At 71.6% G+C, this 14,693-nt stretch carries 13 protein-coding genes and 1 pseudogene; 13 read left to right on the top strand and 1 reads right to left on the bottom strand.

Annotated elements, in window-relative coordinates:
- Positions 1-3 precede the first annotated feature (3 nt).
- Entirely contained in the window at positions 4-1,026 is a 1,023-nt protein-coding gene (locus ABZ937_RS03555; RefSeq protein ID WP_361685202.1) for an NADP-dependent oxidoreductase, read from the top strand.
- Between the two features lie 35 nt (positions 1,027-1,061).
- Positions 1,062-1,436 (top strand): MerR family transcriptional regulator, encoded by a 375-nt coding sequence (locus ABZ937_RS03550; protein WP_361685200.1) that lies wholly within the window; start codon positions 1,062-1,064, stop codon positions 1,434-1,436.
- Here ABZ937_RS03550 and ABZ937_RS03545 read toward each other — a convergent pair.
- On the bottom strand, positions 1,433-2,323 hold the full coding sequence (locus ABZ937_RS03545; RefSeq protein ID WP_361685198.1) for an AraC family transcriptional regulator: 891 nt from the start codon (positions 2,321-2,323) through the stop codon (positions 1,433-1,435). The two genes, ABZ937_RS03550 and ABZ937_RS03545, sit on opposite strands and share 4 nt — an antisense overlap.
- A gap of 146 nt (positions 2,324-2,469) precedes the next feature.
- Here ABZ937_RS03545 and tkt point away from each other — a divergent pair, with 146 nt between their 5' ends.
- The 11 genes and pseudogenes from tkt to ABZ937_RS03490 all read left to right on the top strand — a co-directional run bounded on the left by tkt (position 2,470) and on the right by ABZ937_RS03490 (position 14,691).
- Positions 2,470-4,545, top strand: a complete 2,076-nt coding sequence (tkt, locus tag ABZ937_RS03540; protein ID WP_361685196.1) for a transketolase — start codon at positions 2,470-2,472, stop codon at positions 4,543-4,545.
- Positions 4,546-4,566: 21 nt separating this feature from the next.
- Positions 4,567-5,712 (top strand): transaldolase, encoded by a 1,146-nt coding sequence (gene tal / locus ABZ937_RS03535; RefSeq protein ID WP_361685194.1) that lies wholly within the window; start codon positions 4,567-4,569, stop codon positions 5,710-5,712.
- The gene (zwf, locus tag ABZ937_RS03530; RefSeq protein ID WP_361685192.1) at positions 5,709-7,301 is read left to right on the top strand and encodes a glucose-6-phosphate dehydrogenase; all 1,593 of its coding nucleotides are present in this window, start codon (positions 5,709-5,711) and stop codon (positions 7,299-7,301) included. The genes tal and zwf overlap by 4 nt, the downstream gene beginning before the upstream one ends.
- A complete protein-coding gene (gene opcA / locus ABZ937_RS03525) occupies positions 7,298-8,224 on the top strand; it encodes a glucose-6-phosphate dehydrogenase assembly protein OpcA (RefSeq protein ID WP_361685190.1) in 927 nt (308 codons plus the stop codon). Before zwf ends, opcA begins: the two co-directional genes overlap by 4 nt.
- Position 8,225: 1 nt before the next feature.
- Complete coding sequence (gene pgi, locus ABZ937_RS03520) at positions 8,226-9,878, top strand: glucose-6-phosphate isomerase (RefSeq protein ID WP_361685188.1); 1,653 nt, start codon at positions 8,226-8,228, stop codon at positions 9,876-9,878.
- 2 nt (positions 9,879-9,880) lie between these two features.
- Positions 9,881-10,759 carry a phosphogluconate dehydrogenase (NAD(+)-dependent, decarboxylating) gene (gene gnd, locus ABZ937_RS03515; protein WP_361685186.1) on the top strand — a complete coding sequence of 293 codons (879 nt, stop codon included), beginning with the start codon at positions 9,881-9,883 and terminating at the stop codon, positions 10,757-10,759.
- Positions 10,760-10,765: 6 nt separating this feature from the next.
- Complete coding sequence (locus ABZ937_RS03510; protein WP_361685184.1) at positions 10,766-11,359, top strand: histidine phosphatase family protein; 594 nt, start codon at positions 10,766-10,768, stop codon at positions 11,357-11,359.
- Positions 11,360-11,388: 29 nt separating this feature from the next.
- Positions 11,389-11,784 (top strand): hypothetical protein, encoded by a 396-nt coding sequence (locus ABZ937_RS03505; RefSeq protein ID WP_361685182.1) that lies wholly within the window; start codon positions 11,389-11,391, stop codon positions 11,782-11,784.
- A gap of 212 nt (positions 11,785-11,996) precedes the next feature.
- Positions 11,997-12,428 (top strand): annotated as a pseudogene (locus tag ABZ937_RS03500) (serine/threonine protein phosphatase); the annotation flags it as partial.
- 60 nt (positions 12,429-12,488) lie between these two features.
- Complete coding sequence (locus ABZ937_RS03495) at positions 12,489-13,952, top strand: membrane-associated oxidoreductase (protein WP_361685180.1); 1,464 nt, start codon at positions 12,489-12,491, stop codon at positions 13,950-13,952.
- 91 nt (positions 13,953-14,043) lie between these two features.
- Entirely contained in the window at positions 14,044-14,691 is a 648-nt protein-coding gene (locus ABZ937_RS03490) for a TetR/AcrR family transcriptional regulator (RefSeq protein WP_361685178.1), read from the top strand.
- The last annotated feature ends 2 nt before the right edge of the window (positions 14,692-14,693 follow it).

Below are 14,693 nucleotides of genomic sequence, written 5' to 3'. Positions count from 1 at the left end.
GCCATGACGACCACACCCACCACTGCCCGTACGGGCCTCCAGGCCCGCCTCGCCGCCCGCCCGCGCGGACTTCCCGCGCCCGGCGACATCGAGATCACCGAGGTGGCCGTACCGGACCCGGCGCCGGGCGAGGTCCTGGTGCGCAATCTGTTCCTGTCGCTCGACCCCGGCATGCTGCTGCTGATGGCGGCGGACTCCCGGCTCCCCACGCCCCGCTACGAGCTCGGTGCGCCGATGCACGGGGACGCCGTGGGCGAGGTGCTGGTCTCCGCGGACCCCGGTCTCTCCCCCGGCGACCTGGTGGTGCACCGGCTGGGCTGGCGGGAGTACGCGGTGGCCGGCGCCGGGGAGTTCCGGCGCGTCGACCGGGACGCCTACCCGAGCCCGTCCCTGCATCTCGGTTTCGGGCTGGTCGCCCATGTGGGCCTCATGGAGGTGGCCCGGCTCCGGCCCGGGGACACGGTGTTCGTCTCCAGCGCGGCCGGGGCGATCGGGAGCCTGGCCGGGCAGATCGCCCGGCTGCAGGGGGCGGGCCGGGTGATCGGCAGCGCGGGCTCGGCGGCGAAGGTGGCGCGGCTGACCGGGCGGCTCGGCTTCGACGCGGCCTTCGACCACCACGACGGGCCCGTCCTCGACCGGCTGCGCGAGGCGGCGCCCGACGGGATCGACGTGTACTTCGACAACGTGGGCGGCGAGCAGCTGCGGGCCGCGATCGAGGTGATGAACGAGCACGGCCGCATCGCCGTCTGCGGTGCCCTGCACCGGCAGTCCACGGGCCGGCCCGATCCGGGTCCCGGGGATCTGCTGGCCGTCGTCGCCAAACGGCTCACGATCCGCGGGTTCACGGTCCGCGACCACTTCGACCGGGCGGCCGAGTTCGGGGCGCAGTTCCGCGCCTGGCTGCGCGAGGGCTCGATCGTGTACGACGAGACGGTGATCGACGGCCTGGCGAGCGCCCCGGCGGCGCTGACCGACCTGGTGCGCGGCCGGTACACCGGGAAGACCGTGGTACGGCTGGGCGGTTGAGCACGGAAGAAGCCCCTGCGACCGAGGTGGTTGTGATGCTGATCGGTGACCTGGCCGCACGGACCGGGACGACCACCCGGACCCTGCGCTACTACGAGGAGGAGGGCCTGCTGGAGCCCGGGCGGACCGCGGCCGGGTACCGGGTGTACGGGCCGGAGGCGGTCACCCGGGTGCGCAATGTGCGGGATCTGCTCGCGTCCGGGTTCACGGTGGAGAACGTGCGGTCCTTCGTCCGCTACCTCGACGCCGATCTGCCGGAGGTCTTCGCGTACTCGGAGTCCTGTGCGGCCAACTACGAGGTGGGCGCACGCCGGGTGGCCGAACTCCAGGAGCGCATCGAGGCCCTGACCCGCATGCGGGACACCCTCGTACGCCGGATGCCGTGGCTGGCGGGCGATCCGGTGCGTTAGCGCAGCTCCGCCCGGAACGCCACCGGTGTCTGGCCGGTGTGCAGGTGGAAGAACTTGGAGAAGTTCGCCGCGTCGGGGAAGCCCACGGCCGCCCCGACGCGGCCGATCGGCAGGTCCGTGTGGGCGAGGAGGCGTTTGGCCTCCAGGACGACGCGCTTGTCGATGAAGCCCTTCGGGGTCTCGCCGGTGGCCGCGCGGACGGCGCGGACCAGGGTGCGGCGGGAGTAGCCGAGGGCGTCGGCGTAGGCGCTGACGCTGTGGTTGGTGGCGAAGTCCTGCTCGACGGCGTCCCGGAAGCGGGTGAAGGTGCTGTCGGTGTGCTGCCGGGAGGTCTCCGCCGAGCTGGCGGCGAGATGGGCGAGGCGCAGCAGGGCCGCGGTCAGCGTGTGCCGCAGGACGGCCGTGTGCAGGCTGAGCGGGAGCGTGGCGGTGTCCTCGTACTCGCGGCGGAGCTGGTCGAGGGCGGCCTGGAGCGCGGTGAGCCGGTCCGGGTCGGGGTGCAGCAGCGGCGGCAGGTCGTAGCGGTACAGGCCGGTGGCCTCGACGGTGGCGCGGGGCAGGAAGCCGGGCTGCATGGTCAGCACGGTTCCGCGGTACACGCTCTCCTGGGAGAAGCGGTGGACCTGTCCGGGGCGGATCCACAGCAGATCGCCGGCGCCGGCCTCGTACTCGGCGAAGTCGATCATGTGGCGTACGGGGCCCTCCGTGAAGAGCATGACCACGTGGAAGTCGATGCGGTGGACGCGGTGCAGGGGGGCGTCGGCGTGCCAGGTGCGGTCGGTGCCCATGGGGCCGATCTGCATGCCGACGCCGCCGACGGACAGGTCCGCCGGGAAGGGGAAGGTCCTGATTCCGTCACCGGCAGCTTCGGGGCTTCTGTCAGTCATGTCCATTTCGTGCTGTCCCTGTCGCGCGATCACTGTCCCAGATTCACCACAGGCTGACACACCCCGACCTTTCCTCGAAAAAGTCAGACTTTTAAGTTTGAACGCGTCAGGCCAGCTATCCCGCACTGAACGAGGACTTCTTGAAGATGACCACGCAGACTTCCGATGGCTTCGAGTGGACCGACCTCGACCGGCGCGCCGTGGACACAGCCCGGCTTCTGGCGGCCGATGCGGTGCAGAAGGTGGGCAACGGGCACCCGGGCACCGCGATGAGCCTGGCTCCTGCTGCGTACACGATCTTTCAGAAGGTGATGCGACACGACCCGGCCGACCCCGAGTGGACCGGCCGTGACCGGTTCGTCCTCTCCCCCGGCCACACCTCGCTGACCCTCTACACGCAGCTGTTCCTCGCCGGGTACGAGCTGGAGCTGGACGACCTGAAGGCCTTCCGTACGCAGGGCTCGAAGACGCCGGGCCACCCCGAGTACGGGCACACCGCAGGCGTGGAGACCACGACCGGCCCGCTCGGCCAGGGCGTCGCCAACGCCGTCGGCATGGCGATGGCGGCCCGCTACGAGCGCGGCCTCTTCGACCCCGAGGCCCCCGAGGGCACGTCCCCGTTCGACCACACCGTCTGGGCGATCGTCTCCGACGGCGACCTGGAGGAGGGCGTCTCCGCCGAGGCCTCCTCCTTGGCCGGCCACCAGAAGCTCGGCAACCTGGTCTTCCTCTACGACGACAACCACATCTCCATCGAGGGCGACACCGCGACCGCCTTCTCCGAGGACGTCCTGAAGCGGTACGAGGCGTACGGCTGGCACGTGCAGCGGATCGAGCCGGAGGAGAACGGCGACGTCGACGTGCACGCGCTGTACGCGGCGCTGAAGGCCGCCCAGGCCGAGACCGGGCGGCCCTCGATCATCGCGATGCGCACGATCATCGCCTGGCCCGCGCCGAACGCGCGGAACACCGAGGCGTCCCACGGCTCCGCGCTCGGCGACGAGGAGATCGCCGCCACCAAGCGCCTCCTCGGCTTCGACCCCGAGCAGACCTTCGAGGTCGCCGACGAGGTGCTGAAGCACACCCGCCGGGCCCTGGACCGGGGTGCCGAGGCGCACTCCGCCTGGGACAAGCGGATCGCCGAGTGGCGTGCCGCCGACGCCGAGCGGGCCGCCCTCTTCGACCGGATCGGCAAGGGCGAGCTGCCCGAGGGCTGGGAGGACGCCCTGCCGGTGTTCGAGGAGGGCAGGTCCGTCGCCACCCGCGCCGCCTCCGGCAAGGTGCTGCAGGCCCTCGGCCCGGTGATCCCGGAGCTGTGGGGCGGCTCCGCCGACCTGGCCGGCTCGAACAACACCACCATCGACAAGTCCAGCTCCTTCCTGCCGAAGGGCAACCCGCTTCCGGAGGCCGACCCGTACGGCCGTACCGTCCACTTCGGCATCCGCGAGTTCTCCATGGCCGCGGAGATGAACGGCATCGCCCTGCACGGCAACACCCGCGTCTACGGCGGCACCTTCCTGGTGTTCTCCGACTACATGCGCAACGCCGTCCGTATGTCGGCGCTGATGCAGCTGCCGGTGACGTACGTGTGGACGCACGACTCCATCGGCCTCGGCGAGGACGGCCCCACCCACCAGCCGGTCGAGCACCTGGCCTCGCTGCGCGCGATCCCGGGTCTGAACATCGTCCGCCCGGCGGACGCCAACGAGACCGCGATCGCCTGGGCCGAGATCCTGAAGAGGCACGCCACGCACCCCGCCCCGCACGGGCTCGCGCTCACCCGCCAGGGCGTGCCGGTGTACGCGCCGAACGAGGACGCGGCCAAGGGCGGCTACGTACTGCGCGAGTCCTCGACGGAGGTCCCGGAGGTGATCATCATCGCGACGGGCTCCGAGGTGCAGCTGGCCGTGGCCGCGCGGGAGCGGCTGGAGGCCGAGGGGGTCGGCACGCGCGTGGTGTCGATGCCGTCCGTGGAGTGGTTCGAGGAGCAGCCGCGGGAGTACCGCGAGCGCGTGCTGCCGCCGGCCGTGAAGGCCCGGGTCGCCGTCGAGGCCGGCATCGGCCTCACCTGGTACCGGTACGTCGGCGACGCCGGACGCATCGTCTCGCTCGAACACTTCGGTGCCTCCGCCGACGCCAAGACCCTGTTCGCCGAGTTCGGCTTCACCCCCGAGAACGTCGCCGCGGCGGCCCGCGAGTCGCTCGCCGCCGCGCGCGCCTGACACCGACGCACAACAAGAGAGATGAGCACAGTGACCGAAGCAATCGCTACCCCGGGAGCCCTCAAGCGCCTCGCCGACGAGGGCGTGTCGATCTGGCTGGACGACCTGTCCCGCAAGCGGATCACCTCGGGCAGCCTCGCCGAGCTGGTGGCGAGCGGAAGCGCCGTCGGTGTCACCACGAACCCGTCCATCTTCCAGGCCGCCATCGGCTCCGGAGAGGGTTACGAGGAGCAGCTGACCGACCTCGCCGTACGGGGTGTCACGGTCGACGAGGCCGTGCGGATGATGACGACCGCCGACGTGCGCGACGCCGCCGACATCCTGCGTCCCGTGTACGACACCACGGGCGGCCGGGACGGCCGGGTCTCCATCGAGGTCGACCCGCGTCTCGCGCACGACACCGTGGCCACCGTCGCCGAGGCCAGGCAGCTGGCCTGGCTGGTCGACCGGCCCAACGTGATGATCAAGATCCCGGCGACCAGGGCGGGTCTCCCCGCGATCACCGAGGTCATCGGCCTCGGCATCAGCGTCAACGTGACCCTGATCTTCTCCCTGGATCGCTACCGCGAGGTCATGGCCGCCTACCTGGCCGGCCTGGAGAAGGCCCGCGAGCGCGGCGTCGACCTGTCCACGATCCACTCGGTGGCGTCCTTCTTCGTCTCCCGCGTGGACTCCGAGATCGACAAGCGGCTGACCGCCCTCGGCACCGACGAGGCCCTCGCGCTCAAGGGCCGCGCGGCCCTCGCCAACGCCCGCCTCGCCTACGAGGCGTACGAGGAGGTCTTCGCCTCGGACCGCTGGCTGGCGCTCGGCGGGGACAAGGCGAACAAGCAGCGCCCGCTGTGGGCGTCCACCGGTGTGAAGGACCCCGCGTACAAGGACACCCTGTACGTGGACGAGCTGGTCGCCCCGGGCACCGTCAACACCATGCCGGAGGGCACGCTGAACGCCGTCGCCGACCACGGCGAGATCACCGGCGACACCGTGACCGGCGGCTACCCGCAGGCCCGCGCCGACCTGGCCGCCGTCGAGCGGCTCGGCATCTCCTACGACGAGGTCGTCCAGCAGCTGGAGGACGAGGGCGTCGCCAAGTTCGAGGCGGCCTGGCGGGAACTGCTGGCCGCCGTCACGGAGGCCCTGAAGAGCAAGGGAGCTGACGCCCGATGACCGACAACGCACCCACGCAGGCCCCCGCACCCGAGGCGGTGCGGGTCCCGGTGATCCCGGCCGCCGCCGACTGGGTGAACCCGCTGCGGGACGCCCGCGACCGCCGGCTCCCCCGTATCGCCGGCCCGTCGGGCCTGGTCATCTTCGGTGTGACGGGTGACCTGTCCCGCAAGAAGCTGATGCCGGCCGTCTACGACCTGGCCAACCGCGGTCTGCTGCCGCCGGGCTTCTCCCTCGTCGGGTTCGCCCGCCGCGAGTGGGAGGACCAGGACTTCGCACAGGTCGTGCACGACTCCGTGCGCGAGCACGCCCGCACCCCGTTCCGCGAGGAGGTGTGGCAGCAGCTCGCCGAGGGCATGCGGTTCATCCCCGGCGACTTCGACGACGACACCGCCTTCAAGCAGCTCAGGGACGCCGTCGAGGAGCTGGACGCCTCCCGGGGCACCGGCGGCAACTTCGCCTTCTACCTGTCGGTGCCGCCGAAGTTCTTCCCCAAGGTCGTGCAGCAGCTGAAGAAGCACGGCCTGGCCACGCCGCCGAAGGGTTCCTGGCGGCGCGCGGTCATCGAGAAGCCGTTCGGGCACGACCTGGACAGCGCCCGCGAGCTGAACGCGATCGTGCACGAGGTGTTCGAGCCGGACCAGGTGTTCCGGATCGACCACTACCTCGGCAAGGAGACCGTCCAGAACATCCTGGCGCTGCGCTTCGCCAACCAGATGTACGAGCCGATCTGGAACCGGTCGTACGTCGACCACATCCAGATCACCATGGCCGAGGACATCGGCATCGGCGGCCGGGCCGGCTACTACGACGGCATCGGCGCCGCCCGGGACGTCATCCAGAACCACCTGCTCCAGCTGATGGCGCTGACCGCCATGGAGGAGCCCATCGCCTTCGACGCGGAGGCGCTGCTCACCGAGAAGCTGAAGGTGCTGAAGTCGGTGCGGCTGCCGGAGAACCTCGGCGAGCACACCGTGCGCGGTCAGTACGCGGAGGGCTGGCAGGGCGGCGAGAAGGTCGTCGGCTACCTCCAGGAGGACGGCATCGACCCCAAGTCGAAGACCGACACCTTCGCCGCGGTCAAGCTGGGCATCGACAACCGCCGCTGGGCAGGCGTCCCCTTCTACCTGCGCACCGGCAAGCGGCTCGGCCGCCGGGTCACCGAGATCGCGGTGGTCTTCAAGCGGGCCCCGCACTCCCCGTTCGACTCCACCGCCACCGAGGAACTGGGCCAGAACGCCATCGTCATCCGCGTCCAGCCGGACGAGGGCATGACCGTGCGGTTCGGGTCGAAGGTGCCCGGCACCTCGATGGAGATCCGGGACGTGTCGATGGACTTCGCCTACGGCGAGTCGTTCACCGAGTCGAGCCCGGAGGCGTACGAGCGGCTCATCCTGGACGTACTGCTCGGCGACGCCAATTTGTTCCCCCGTCACCAGGAAGTGGAAGAGTCCTGGAAGATCCTCGACCCGATCGAGGAGTACTGGGCGACACACGGCAGGCCGGCGCAGTACGCGTCGGGCAGCTGGGGACCGACGGAAGCCGACGAGATGCTCGCACGAGACGGACGGAGCTGGCGCAGGCCATGAAGATCGACCTGACCGACACCACGGCAAGCAAGATCAACAAGGCGCTGGTGCAGGGCCGCCGTGCCATCGGCACGCCGGCCGTGGGCATGGTCCTGACGATGGTCATCGTCACGGACGAGGAGAACGCCTACGACTCGATCAAGGCGGCCGAGGAGGCCTCGCACGAGCACCCCTCGCGCACCCTGGTCGTCATCAAGCGGCACGCCCGCACGCTGCGCGACCGCACCCACTCGCGGCTGGACGCCGAGGTGCGGGTCGGCTCCGAGGCCGGCACCGGCGAGACCGTCGTCCTGCGCACCTACGGAGAGGTGTCCGAGCACGCCGACTCGGTCGTCCTGCCGCTGCTGCTGCCGGACGCGCCGGTGGTCGTGTGGTGGCCGGTGGACGCCCCCGACTCCCCCGCCAAGGACCCGCTGGGCGCGCTGGCCCAGCGCCGGATCACCGACCTGTACGCGGTCGAGCGGCCGATGGAGGTCCTGGAGACCCGCGCCCGCAACTACGCGCCCGGCGACACCGACCTCGCCTGGACCAGGCTCACGCTGTGGCGGTCCATGCTGGCCGCGGCCCTGGACCAGGCCCGGGTGCAGGTGACCTCGGCGGCCGTCGAGGCCGAGGCGGACAACCCCAGCGCCGAGCTGCTGGCCCGCTGGCTGGAGGCCCGCCTGGGCGTGTCCGTGGACCGCGTGGTCACCGCCGGCCCGGTGGTGACGGCCGTACGGCTCGGCACCGCGAACGGCGAGATCGTCATCGACCGCCCCGAAGGTCCCCTCGCCACGCTGACCCTGCCCGGCCAGCCGCCGCGCACCCTCGCGCTGAAGGTGCGCTCCACCTCCGAACTCATCGCCGAGGAACTGCGCCGCCTCGACGCCGACGAGATGTACGCCATCGCCCTCCAGGGCGAGGCCCCCAAGGAGAACGCCTGAGATGGACGGGTTCCCGAAACTCACCCAGCGGCCCGAGTGGACGGCCCTCACCGACCACCGGGCCCAGGGCCGGCCGCACCTGCGCGAACTGTTCGCGGCGGACCCCGGCCGCGCCGAGCGGTACGTCGTACGGGTCGGCGACCTGCACATCGACTACAGCAAGCAGCTGATCACCGACGAGACCCTGGCCCTGCTCCAGGAACTCGCCGCCGCCACCGGCGTGTTCGCGCTGCGGGACGCCATGTTCCGCGGCGAGCGGATCAACGTCACCGAGCGGCGGGCGGTGCTGCACACCGCGCTGCGCGCCGCGCCGGGCACGGTGGTCGAGGTCGACGGCGAGAACGTCGTGCCGAAGGTGCACGCCGTGCTGGACAAGATGGCCGGCTTCGCCGACCGCGTCCGCTCCGGCGAGTGGACCGGTCACACCGGCAGGCGGATCAAGAACGTCGTGAACATCGGCATCGGCGGCTCCGACCTCGGCCCGGCGATGGCCTACGAGGCCCTGCGCCCGTACACCGCACGGGACATGACGTTCCGGTTCGTGTCGAACGTGGACGGCTCCGACCTGCACGAGGCGACCCGCGACCTGGACCCGGCCGAGACCCTGTTCGTCGTCGCGTCCAAGACGTTCACCACGATCGAGACGATCACCAACGCGGCCTCGGCTCGGTCCTGGCTGCTGAAGGCCTTCGACGGTGACGAGAAGGCCGTGGCGAAGCACTTCGTGGCGCTGTCCACGAACGCCGGGAAGGTCACCGAGTTCGGTATCGACCCGGACAACATGTTCGAGTTCTGGGACTGGGTCGGCGGCCGGTACTCGTACGACTCCGCGATCGGCCTGTCCCTGATGATCGCCATCGGCCCGGACCGCTTCCGCGAGATGCTCGACGGCTTCCGGATCGTCGACGACCACTTCCGCACCGCCCCGGCAGAGGCCAACGCGCCCCTGCTGCTCGGCCTGCTGGGCATCTGGTACGACAACTTCTTCGACGCCCAGACCCACGCGGTCCTGCCGTACTCGCACTACCTGTCGAAGTTCACGGCCTACCTCCAGCAGCTGGACATGGAGTCCAACGGCAAGTCGGTGCAGCGGGACGGCAGCCCGGTGGAGTGGCAGACCGGGCCGGTGGTGTGGGGCACGCCCGGCACCAACGGGCAGCACGCCTACTACCAGTTGATCCACCAGGGCACCAAGGTCATCCCGGCGGACTTCATCGGCTTCGCCCGCCCGATCGCCGAACTGAGCGAGGAACTCCGGGGCCAGCACGACCTGTTGATGGCCAACTTCTTCGCCCAGACCCAGGCGCTCGCGTTCGGCAAGACCGCCGAGGAGGTCCGCGCGGAGGGCGTGGCCGAGGAGCAGGTCGCGCACCGCACCTTCCGCGGCGACCACCCCACCACCACGATCCTCGCCACCGAGCTGACCCCGTCCGTGCTCGGCCAGCTCATCGCCCTCTACGAGCACAAGGTGTTCGTGCAGGGCGCGGTGTGGAACATCGACTCCTTCGACCAGTGGGGCGTGGAGCTGGGCAAGGTCCTCGCCAAGCGCGTCGAGCCTGCCCTCACCGAAGGCGCCGACGTCCCCGGCCTCGACCCGTCCACCCAGGCCCTCGTCGCCGCCTACCGCACTCTCAAGAACGCATCGGAGAACTGATCATGCAGCTCGGTCTCATCGGTCTCGGCAAGATGGGCGGCAACATGCGCGAGCGGATCCGCCGCGCCGGCCACACCGTCATCGGCTACGACCGCAACCCGGAGGTCTCCGACGTCAAGAGCCTCGCCGAACTGGTCGAGAAGCTGGACGCGCCCCGCCGTGTGTGGGTGATGGTCCCGGCCGGCACGGCCACCCAGACCGTCGTCGACGAGCTGGGCGACCTGCTGTCCCCCGGCGACACGGTGATCGACGGCGGCAACTCCCGCTGGACGGACGACGAGAAGCACGCCGCCGCGCTCGCCATCAAGGGCATCGGCTTCGTCGACGCCGGCGTCTCCGGCGGCGTGTGGGGCCTGCAGAACGGCTACGCGCTCATGGTCGGGGGCGACCAGCAGCACGTGGAGCCGCTGCGGCCGATCTTCGAGGCGCTCAAGCCGGAGGGCCCGTACGGCTACGTCCACGCGGGCCGGGTCGGCGCCGGGCACTTCTCGAAGATGGTCCACAACGGCATCGAGTACGCCATGATGCAGGCGTACGCCGAGGGCTGGGAGCTGCTGGAGAAGGTCCACTCGGTGGAGAACGTCCGGGAGGTGTTCCGGTCCTGGCAGGAGGGCACGGTCATCCGCTCCTGGCTGCTTGACCTCGCGGTGAACGCCCTGGACGAGGACGAGCACCTGGAGAAGCTGCGCGGCTACGCGGAGGACTCCGGCGAGGGCCGCTGGACCGTGGAGGCGGCGATCGACAACGCGGTCCCGCTGCCCGCGATCACCGCGTCCCTGTTCGCCCGGTTCGCCTCCCGCCAGGACGACTCGCCGCAGATGAAGATGATCGCGGCGCTGCGCAACCAGTTCGGCGGCCACGCGGTCGAGAAGAAGGACTGACCCGCCGTGGGCGACCTTCTGCTGGTCCGCCACGGTGAGACGGAGTGGAGCCTGTCGGGGCAGCACACCAGCTGGACCGACCTGCCCCTGACCGAACACGGCGAGGAACAGGCCAAGTCGCTCGCCCCGCTCCTCACCGGCCGGACCTACGCCCGCGCGCTGGCCAGCCCGCTGGGCCGCGCCCTGCGCACCGCCGAACTGGCGGGCATACCCGGGGTCGTGCCCGACCCCGACCTGCACGAGTGGGACTACGGCGGCTACGAGGGCATCACCACCGTCGAGATCCACCGCTCCCGGCCCGACTGGGACCTGTGGACCGACGGCGTGCCGCCCGGCCCCGAGGGACACCCGGGCGAGTCGCCCGAGGAGATCGGCGCCCGCGCCGACCGGGTCCTGGCCCGCGTCGACGCGGCGCTCGCCGAGGGCGCCGACGATGTGGTCCTCGTCGCCCACGCCCACTTCCTGCGCGTCCTCACCGCCCGCCGCCTGGGCCTGCCGCCCGCCGAGGGCCGCCTGTTCCAGCTGGCGACGGGCACGGTCAGCCGTCTGTCGACGGAACACGGCCGCCCGGTGATCGCGGAGTGGAACGTCCGGCCGTAGGGTCCGCCCGCCAGGGGCCGGGGAGACGGATGACGGCTCGTCGTCGCCTGTCTCCCTGGCCCTTCCTGCGCCCCTGGGCGGAGTGCCCGAACTGGGAGATGCAGCGCGCCCGTACGGCCTACGAGGCCAGTGAACGCGGCCGGCAACAGGCACTTCGGATCGCCACCCTGCTGTTCGCCATGCTCGGCCTGGCCCAGGCCAACGTCGCCGAACTCAAGCGCCGGGTGGACGCCCTGCAGACGCTGCCCGCCCCGCACCCGCACACCACACCGCCCTGGAACGGCGACTCGACCGGGCGCAGCGGCAGCAGCTGGCGCTGCGTGAACAACTCACCCGCGCCGAGCAGGAGAGGGACACCGCGCAGCGAGTCGCATCCAGGCGCTCGAAGACGAACTCGCCGCGCTGCGTGCCCGGATGAGCCCTGACGAGCCCGTCGGCCGGGAACCGTCCGCTCTGCGCCTCCCCGACCACGACCTGAGAGCGAGCGGCAACGACGCCGACCTCGACGGTGTGGATCGCGCGCTGCAGAAGGTCCGTGCGGCGGAGCCGGAGACCGACGGACCGACTCTGATCATCCCCGGGCAGACACGACGCCCGCCCCGGACGCTCGCCGAACAGGAGGAAGGGGAACCCTTCCGTCGGGGACGACCGGCCGGCGGGGCCCCTGGTGCTGCGGCTCCGCCGGACCGACGTCGACCGTCCGCACGATCGCTTCGGGCTCGACACCGTGCCGTCCCCGCGTCCCGATCCGTACGACGTCGCCGAGGGGTGCGCTCCGTCGCCCGGCAGTGCGCTCATGGAGACGCTGCGCGGAGTGCGGCCCGTGTTCGCGGACGAGTCGGTCAGCGCCGCCGCGCTGGGGGAACTGATCGGGGACACACGATCCGTCCCGACCGGTCAGCGTGCCGTCCTGGCGCCCCTCAGGGGCCGCAGGCGGGTGATCGGTGCCGCGGTCTTCCTGCGGGGAGCCGAGCGGCTGCCCTTCGCCAAGGACGATCTGCTGGTCGCCGCCCAGCTCGTCACACACAGCGCACTGGGAATCGACAAGGCGGGGTTGTACGGCCGTCAGCCGCGGCACCCCACGAGGGCGGATTGACAGGTGCGGGCGGGGCGGGTGAGAGTCCCGCTGGTGGAGATCGACAACTTGACGGCGGCCGAGCGGCGGGTGTGGCGGGCGTTCCCACGGGGTGAGGCCGTGGACTTCCGGGAGGGGGCCGACGAGGACCCCGCCGAGGGCGGGAGCTGGGGGCCCGAGCGCACCGTGCGGGCACAGGTGGTGCGGGCGCTGTTGCTCGACGGGCCGCAGCAGGACGGCGAGATAGCGTCGCTGAGCCTGGCGGGTGCCCGGATCACCGGCCGGCTCGATCTGCAGTACGCGACGATCGACCATCCGGTGCGGCTGCGGCACTGCCACTTCGACGAGGCGCCGCGCTGTTACGCCGCCCGGCTGCGGGAACTCAACCTCAGCGAGTCCGTGCTGCCCGGGCTGGTCGGGCACGCCGTGCACGTCGACGGCGTCGTGCGGCTGACCCGCGCGCGGTGCCGCGGTGTCGTGCGGCTGGGCGGGGCCCGGATCAGCGGCAGCCTCTATCTGGAGGGCGCGGAGGTGGCCGCGCCGGACGCCGAGGAGCCGGTGCTCCAGCTCAACCAGGCCTCCGTCGGCGCCGACCTGTGGGCGCCGGGACTGCGCACGCACGGGCAGATCCGGCTCAACGGCGCGGTCGTCGCCGGGTCGTTCAACCTCAACGACGCCCAGCTCGGCAACCCCGGGCACGCCGCGCTCGACGCGGAGACGTTCGCCGTCGAGGGCGACATGCTGCTCCGGCACGCCGAGGTGCGCGGCTGGATGGGCCTGCGCGGCGCCCGGATCGGCGGGCGGCTCGACCTGTCGTACGCGTTCTTCTCGCATCCGGGCCACTCCGTGCTGCGGGCCGGCAGCGCGACCATCGGCGAGCTGTGGCTGCGCAAGGCGCCGCCCATGGAGGGCGCGCTCAATCTGCGCCGGGCCCAGCTCGACGTCCTGCTGCTGGAGCCGGAGTCGGTGCCCGACGAGGTGCTGCTCGGCGACCTGACGTACACCTCGCTCACCCCGCACGAGCCCGCCGAGCGCCGGCTGCCCATGCTGGAGCGGGAGCGCGACGGCTATGTCCCGCACGCCTACGAACAGTTGACGGCCGCCTACCGCCGTGTCGGCGACGACCACGCGGCCCGGCTCGTACAACTCGCCAAGCAGCGCCGGCACCGCCGTACCCTGCCCTGGTACGGCCGGCTGTGGGGTCTGGTCCAGGACGTCACCGTCGGCTACGGCTTCCGCCCGCTGCGCGCCGCCGGCTGGCTGCTGTCGCTGCTCGCGCTCGGTTCCGTCACCTTCGCCCTGCACCATCCGCAGCCTCTGAAGACGGGCGAGGCCCCGCCGTTCGACCCGGTGTTCTACACGCTCGACCTGCTGCTGCCGGTGATCTCCTTCGGGCAGGACTCGGCGTTCGCGCCGCGCGGCGGGTACCAGGTGCTCGCCTACGTCCTCGTCCTCACCGGCTGGATCCTGGCGACGACGGTGATCGCCGGCGTCACCCGCACGGTCAGCCGCCAGTGAAGCCGCGCGCGGCGTGCGCCGGAAGCCTGCTTCTACAATCACCGGCACGCGAACGAGCGCCGTCCGGGCGCCTCAGGCCCGAAGGAAGCCGATGAGCAGCGTCGAAGAACCGGTACCACCCGGCGGGCGGGTGCGCGACGCCGCCCGTACCAAGGCCGAGATCCTCGACGTGGCCACGCAGGAGTTCGCCCGGGCCGGCTACGACGGCGCCCGCGTCGACGAGATCGCGGCCCGCACCCGCACCACCAAGCGGATGATCTACTACTACTTCGGCGGCAAGGAGCAGCTGTTCACGGCCGTGCTGGAGCGGGCGTACGGCGTGATCCGGGACGCCGAGCAGCGGCTGGACGTCGAGCACCTGGACCCGGTGGCGGCGATCCGGCGCCTCGCCGAGCTGACCTTCGACCACCACGAGCGGCACCCGGACTTCATCCGCCTGGTCGGCATCGAGCACGTCGCGGCCTTCGAGAGGCTCGGCCGGACCGGCTCCCCGGCGCTGGACGCGATCCGCCGCGTCCTCGCCGCCGGGCAGGAGTCGGGGCTGTTCACGGCCGACGTGGACGCGGTCGACCTGCACGCGGTGATCAGCTCGTTCTGCTTCTTCCGGGTCGCGGGCCGGCACACGTTCGGCGCCCTGTCCGGCCGGGACCTGGGGGACCCGGCGCAGCGCGAGCGCCACCGGGCCATGCTCGGGGACATGGTGATCGCCTACCTGACGGCGGAGCGCACGGCCGGCTGACG

The organism is Streptomyces sp. NPDC046727 (genome assembly GCF_040645635.1).
GTDB lineage: Bacteria > Actinomycetota > Actinomycetes > Streptomycetales > Streptomycetaceae > Streptomyces.
The sequence above is the reverse complement of the archived record's forward strand: the minus strand, read 5'-3'. Positions and strand labels throughout refer to the sequence as shown.

Coding starts and splice junctions, on each gene's coding strand:
- zwf (WP_361685192.1), top strand. CDS start 5,709: ATGACCGACAACGCACCCACGCAGGCCCCCGCACCCGAGGCGGTGCGG.
- ABZ937_RS03550 (WP_361685200.1), top strand. CDS start 1,062: ATGCTGATCGGTGACCTGGCCGCACGGACCGGGACGACCACCCGGACC.
- pgi (WP_361685188.1), top strand. CDS start 8,226: ATGGACGGGTTCCCGAAACTCACCCAGCGGCCCGAGTGGACGGCCCTC.
- ABZ937_RS03505 (WP_361685182.1), top strand. CDS start 11,389: ATGACGGCTCGTCGTCGCCTGTCTCCCTGGCCCTTCCTGCGCCCCTGG.
- tal (WP_361685194.1), top strand. CDS start 4,567: ATGAGCACAGTGACCGAAGCAATCGCTACCCCGGGAGCCCTCAAGCGC.
- ABZ937_RS03545 (WP_361685198.1), bottom strand. CDS start 2,323: ATGACTGACAGAAGCCCCGAAGCTGCCGGTGACGGAATCAGGACCTTC.
- gnd (WP_361685186.1), top strand. CDS start 9,881: ATGCAGCTCGGTCTCATCGGTCTCGGCAAGATGGGCGGCAACATGCGC.
- tkt (WP_361685196.1), top strand. CDS start 2,470: ATGACCACGCAGACTTCCGATGGCTTCGAGTGGACCGACCTCGACCGG.
- opcA (WP_361685190.1), top strand. CDS start 7,298: ATGAAGATCGACCTGACCGACACCACGGCAAGCAAGATCAACAAGGCG.
- ABZ937_RS03555 (WP_361685202.1), top strand. CDS start 4: ATGACGACCACACCCACCACTGCCCGTACGGGCCTCCAGGCCCGCCTC.
- ABZ937_RS03490 (WP_361685178.1), top strand. CDS start 14,044: ATGAGCAGCGTCGAAGAACCGGTACCACCCGGCGGGCGGGTGCGCGAC.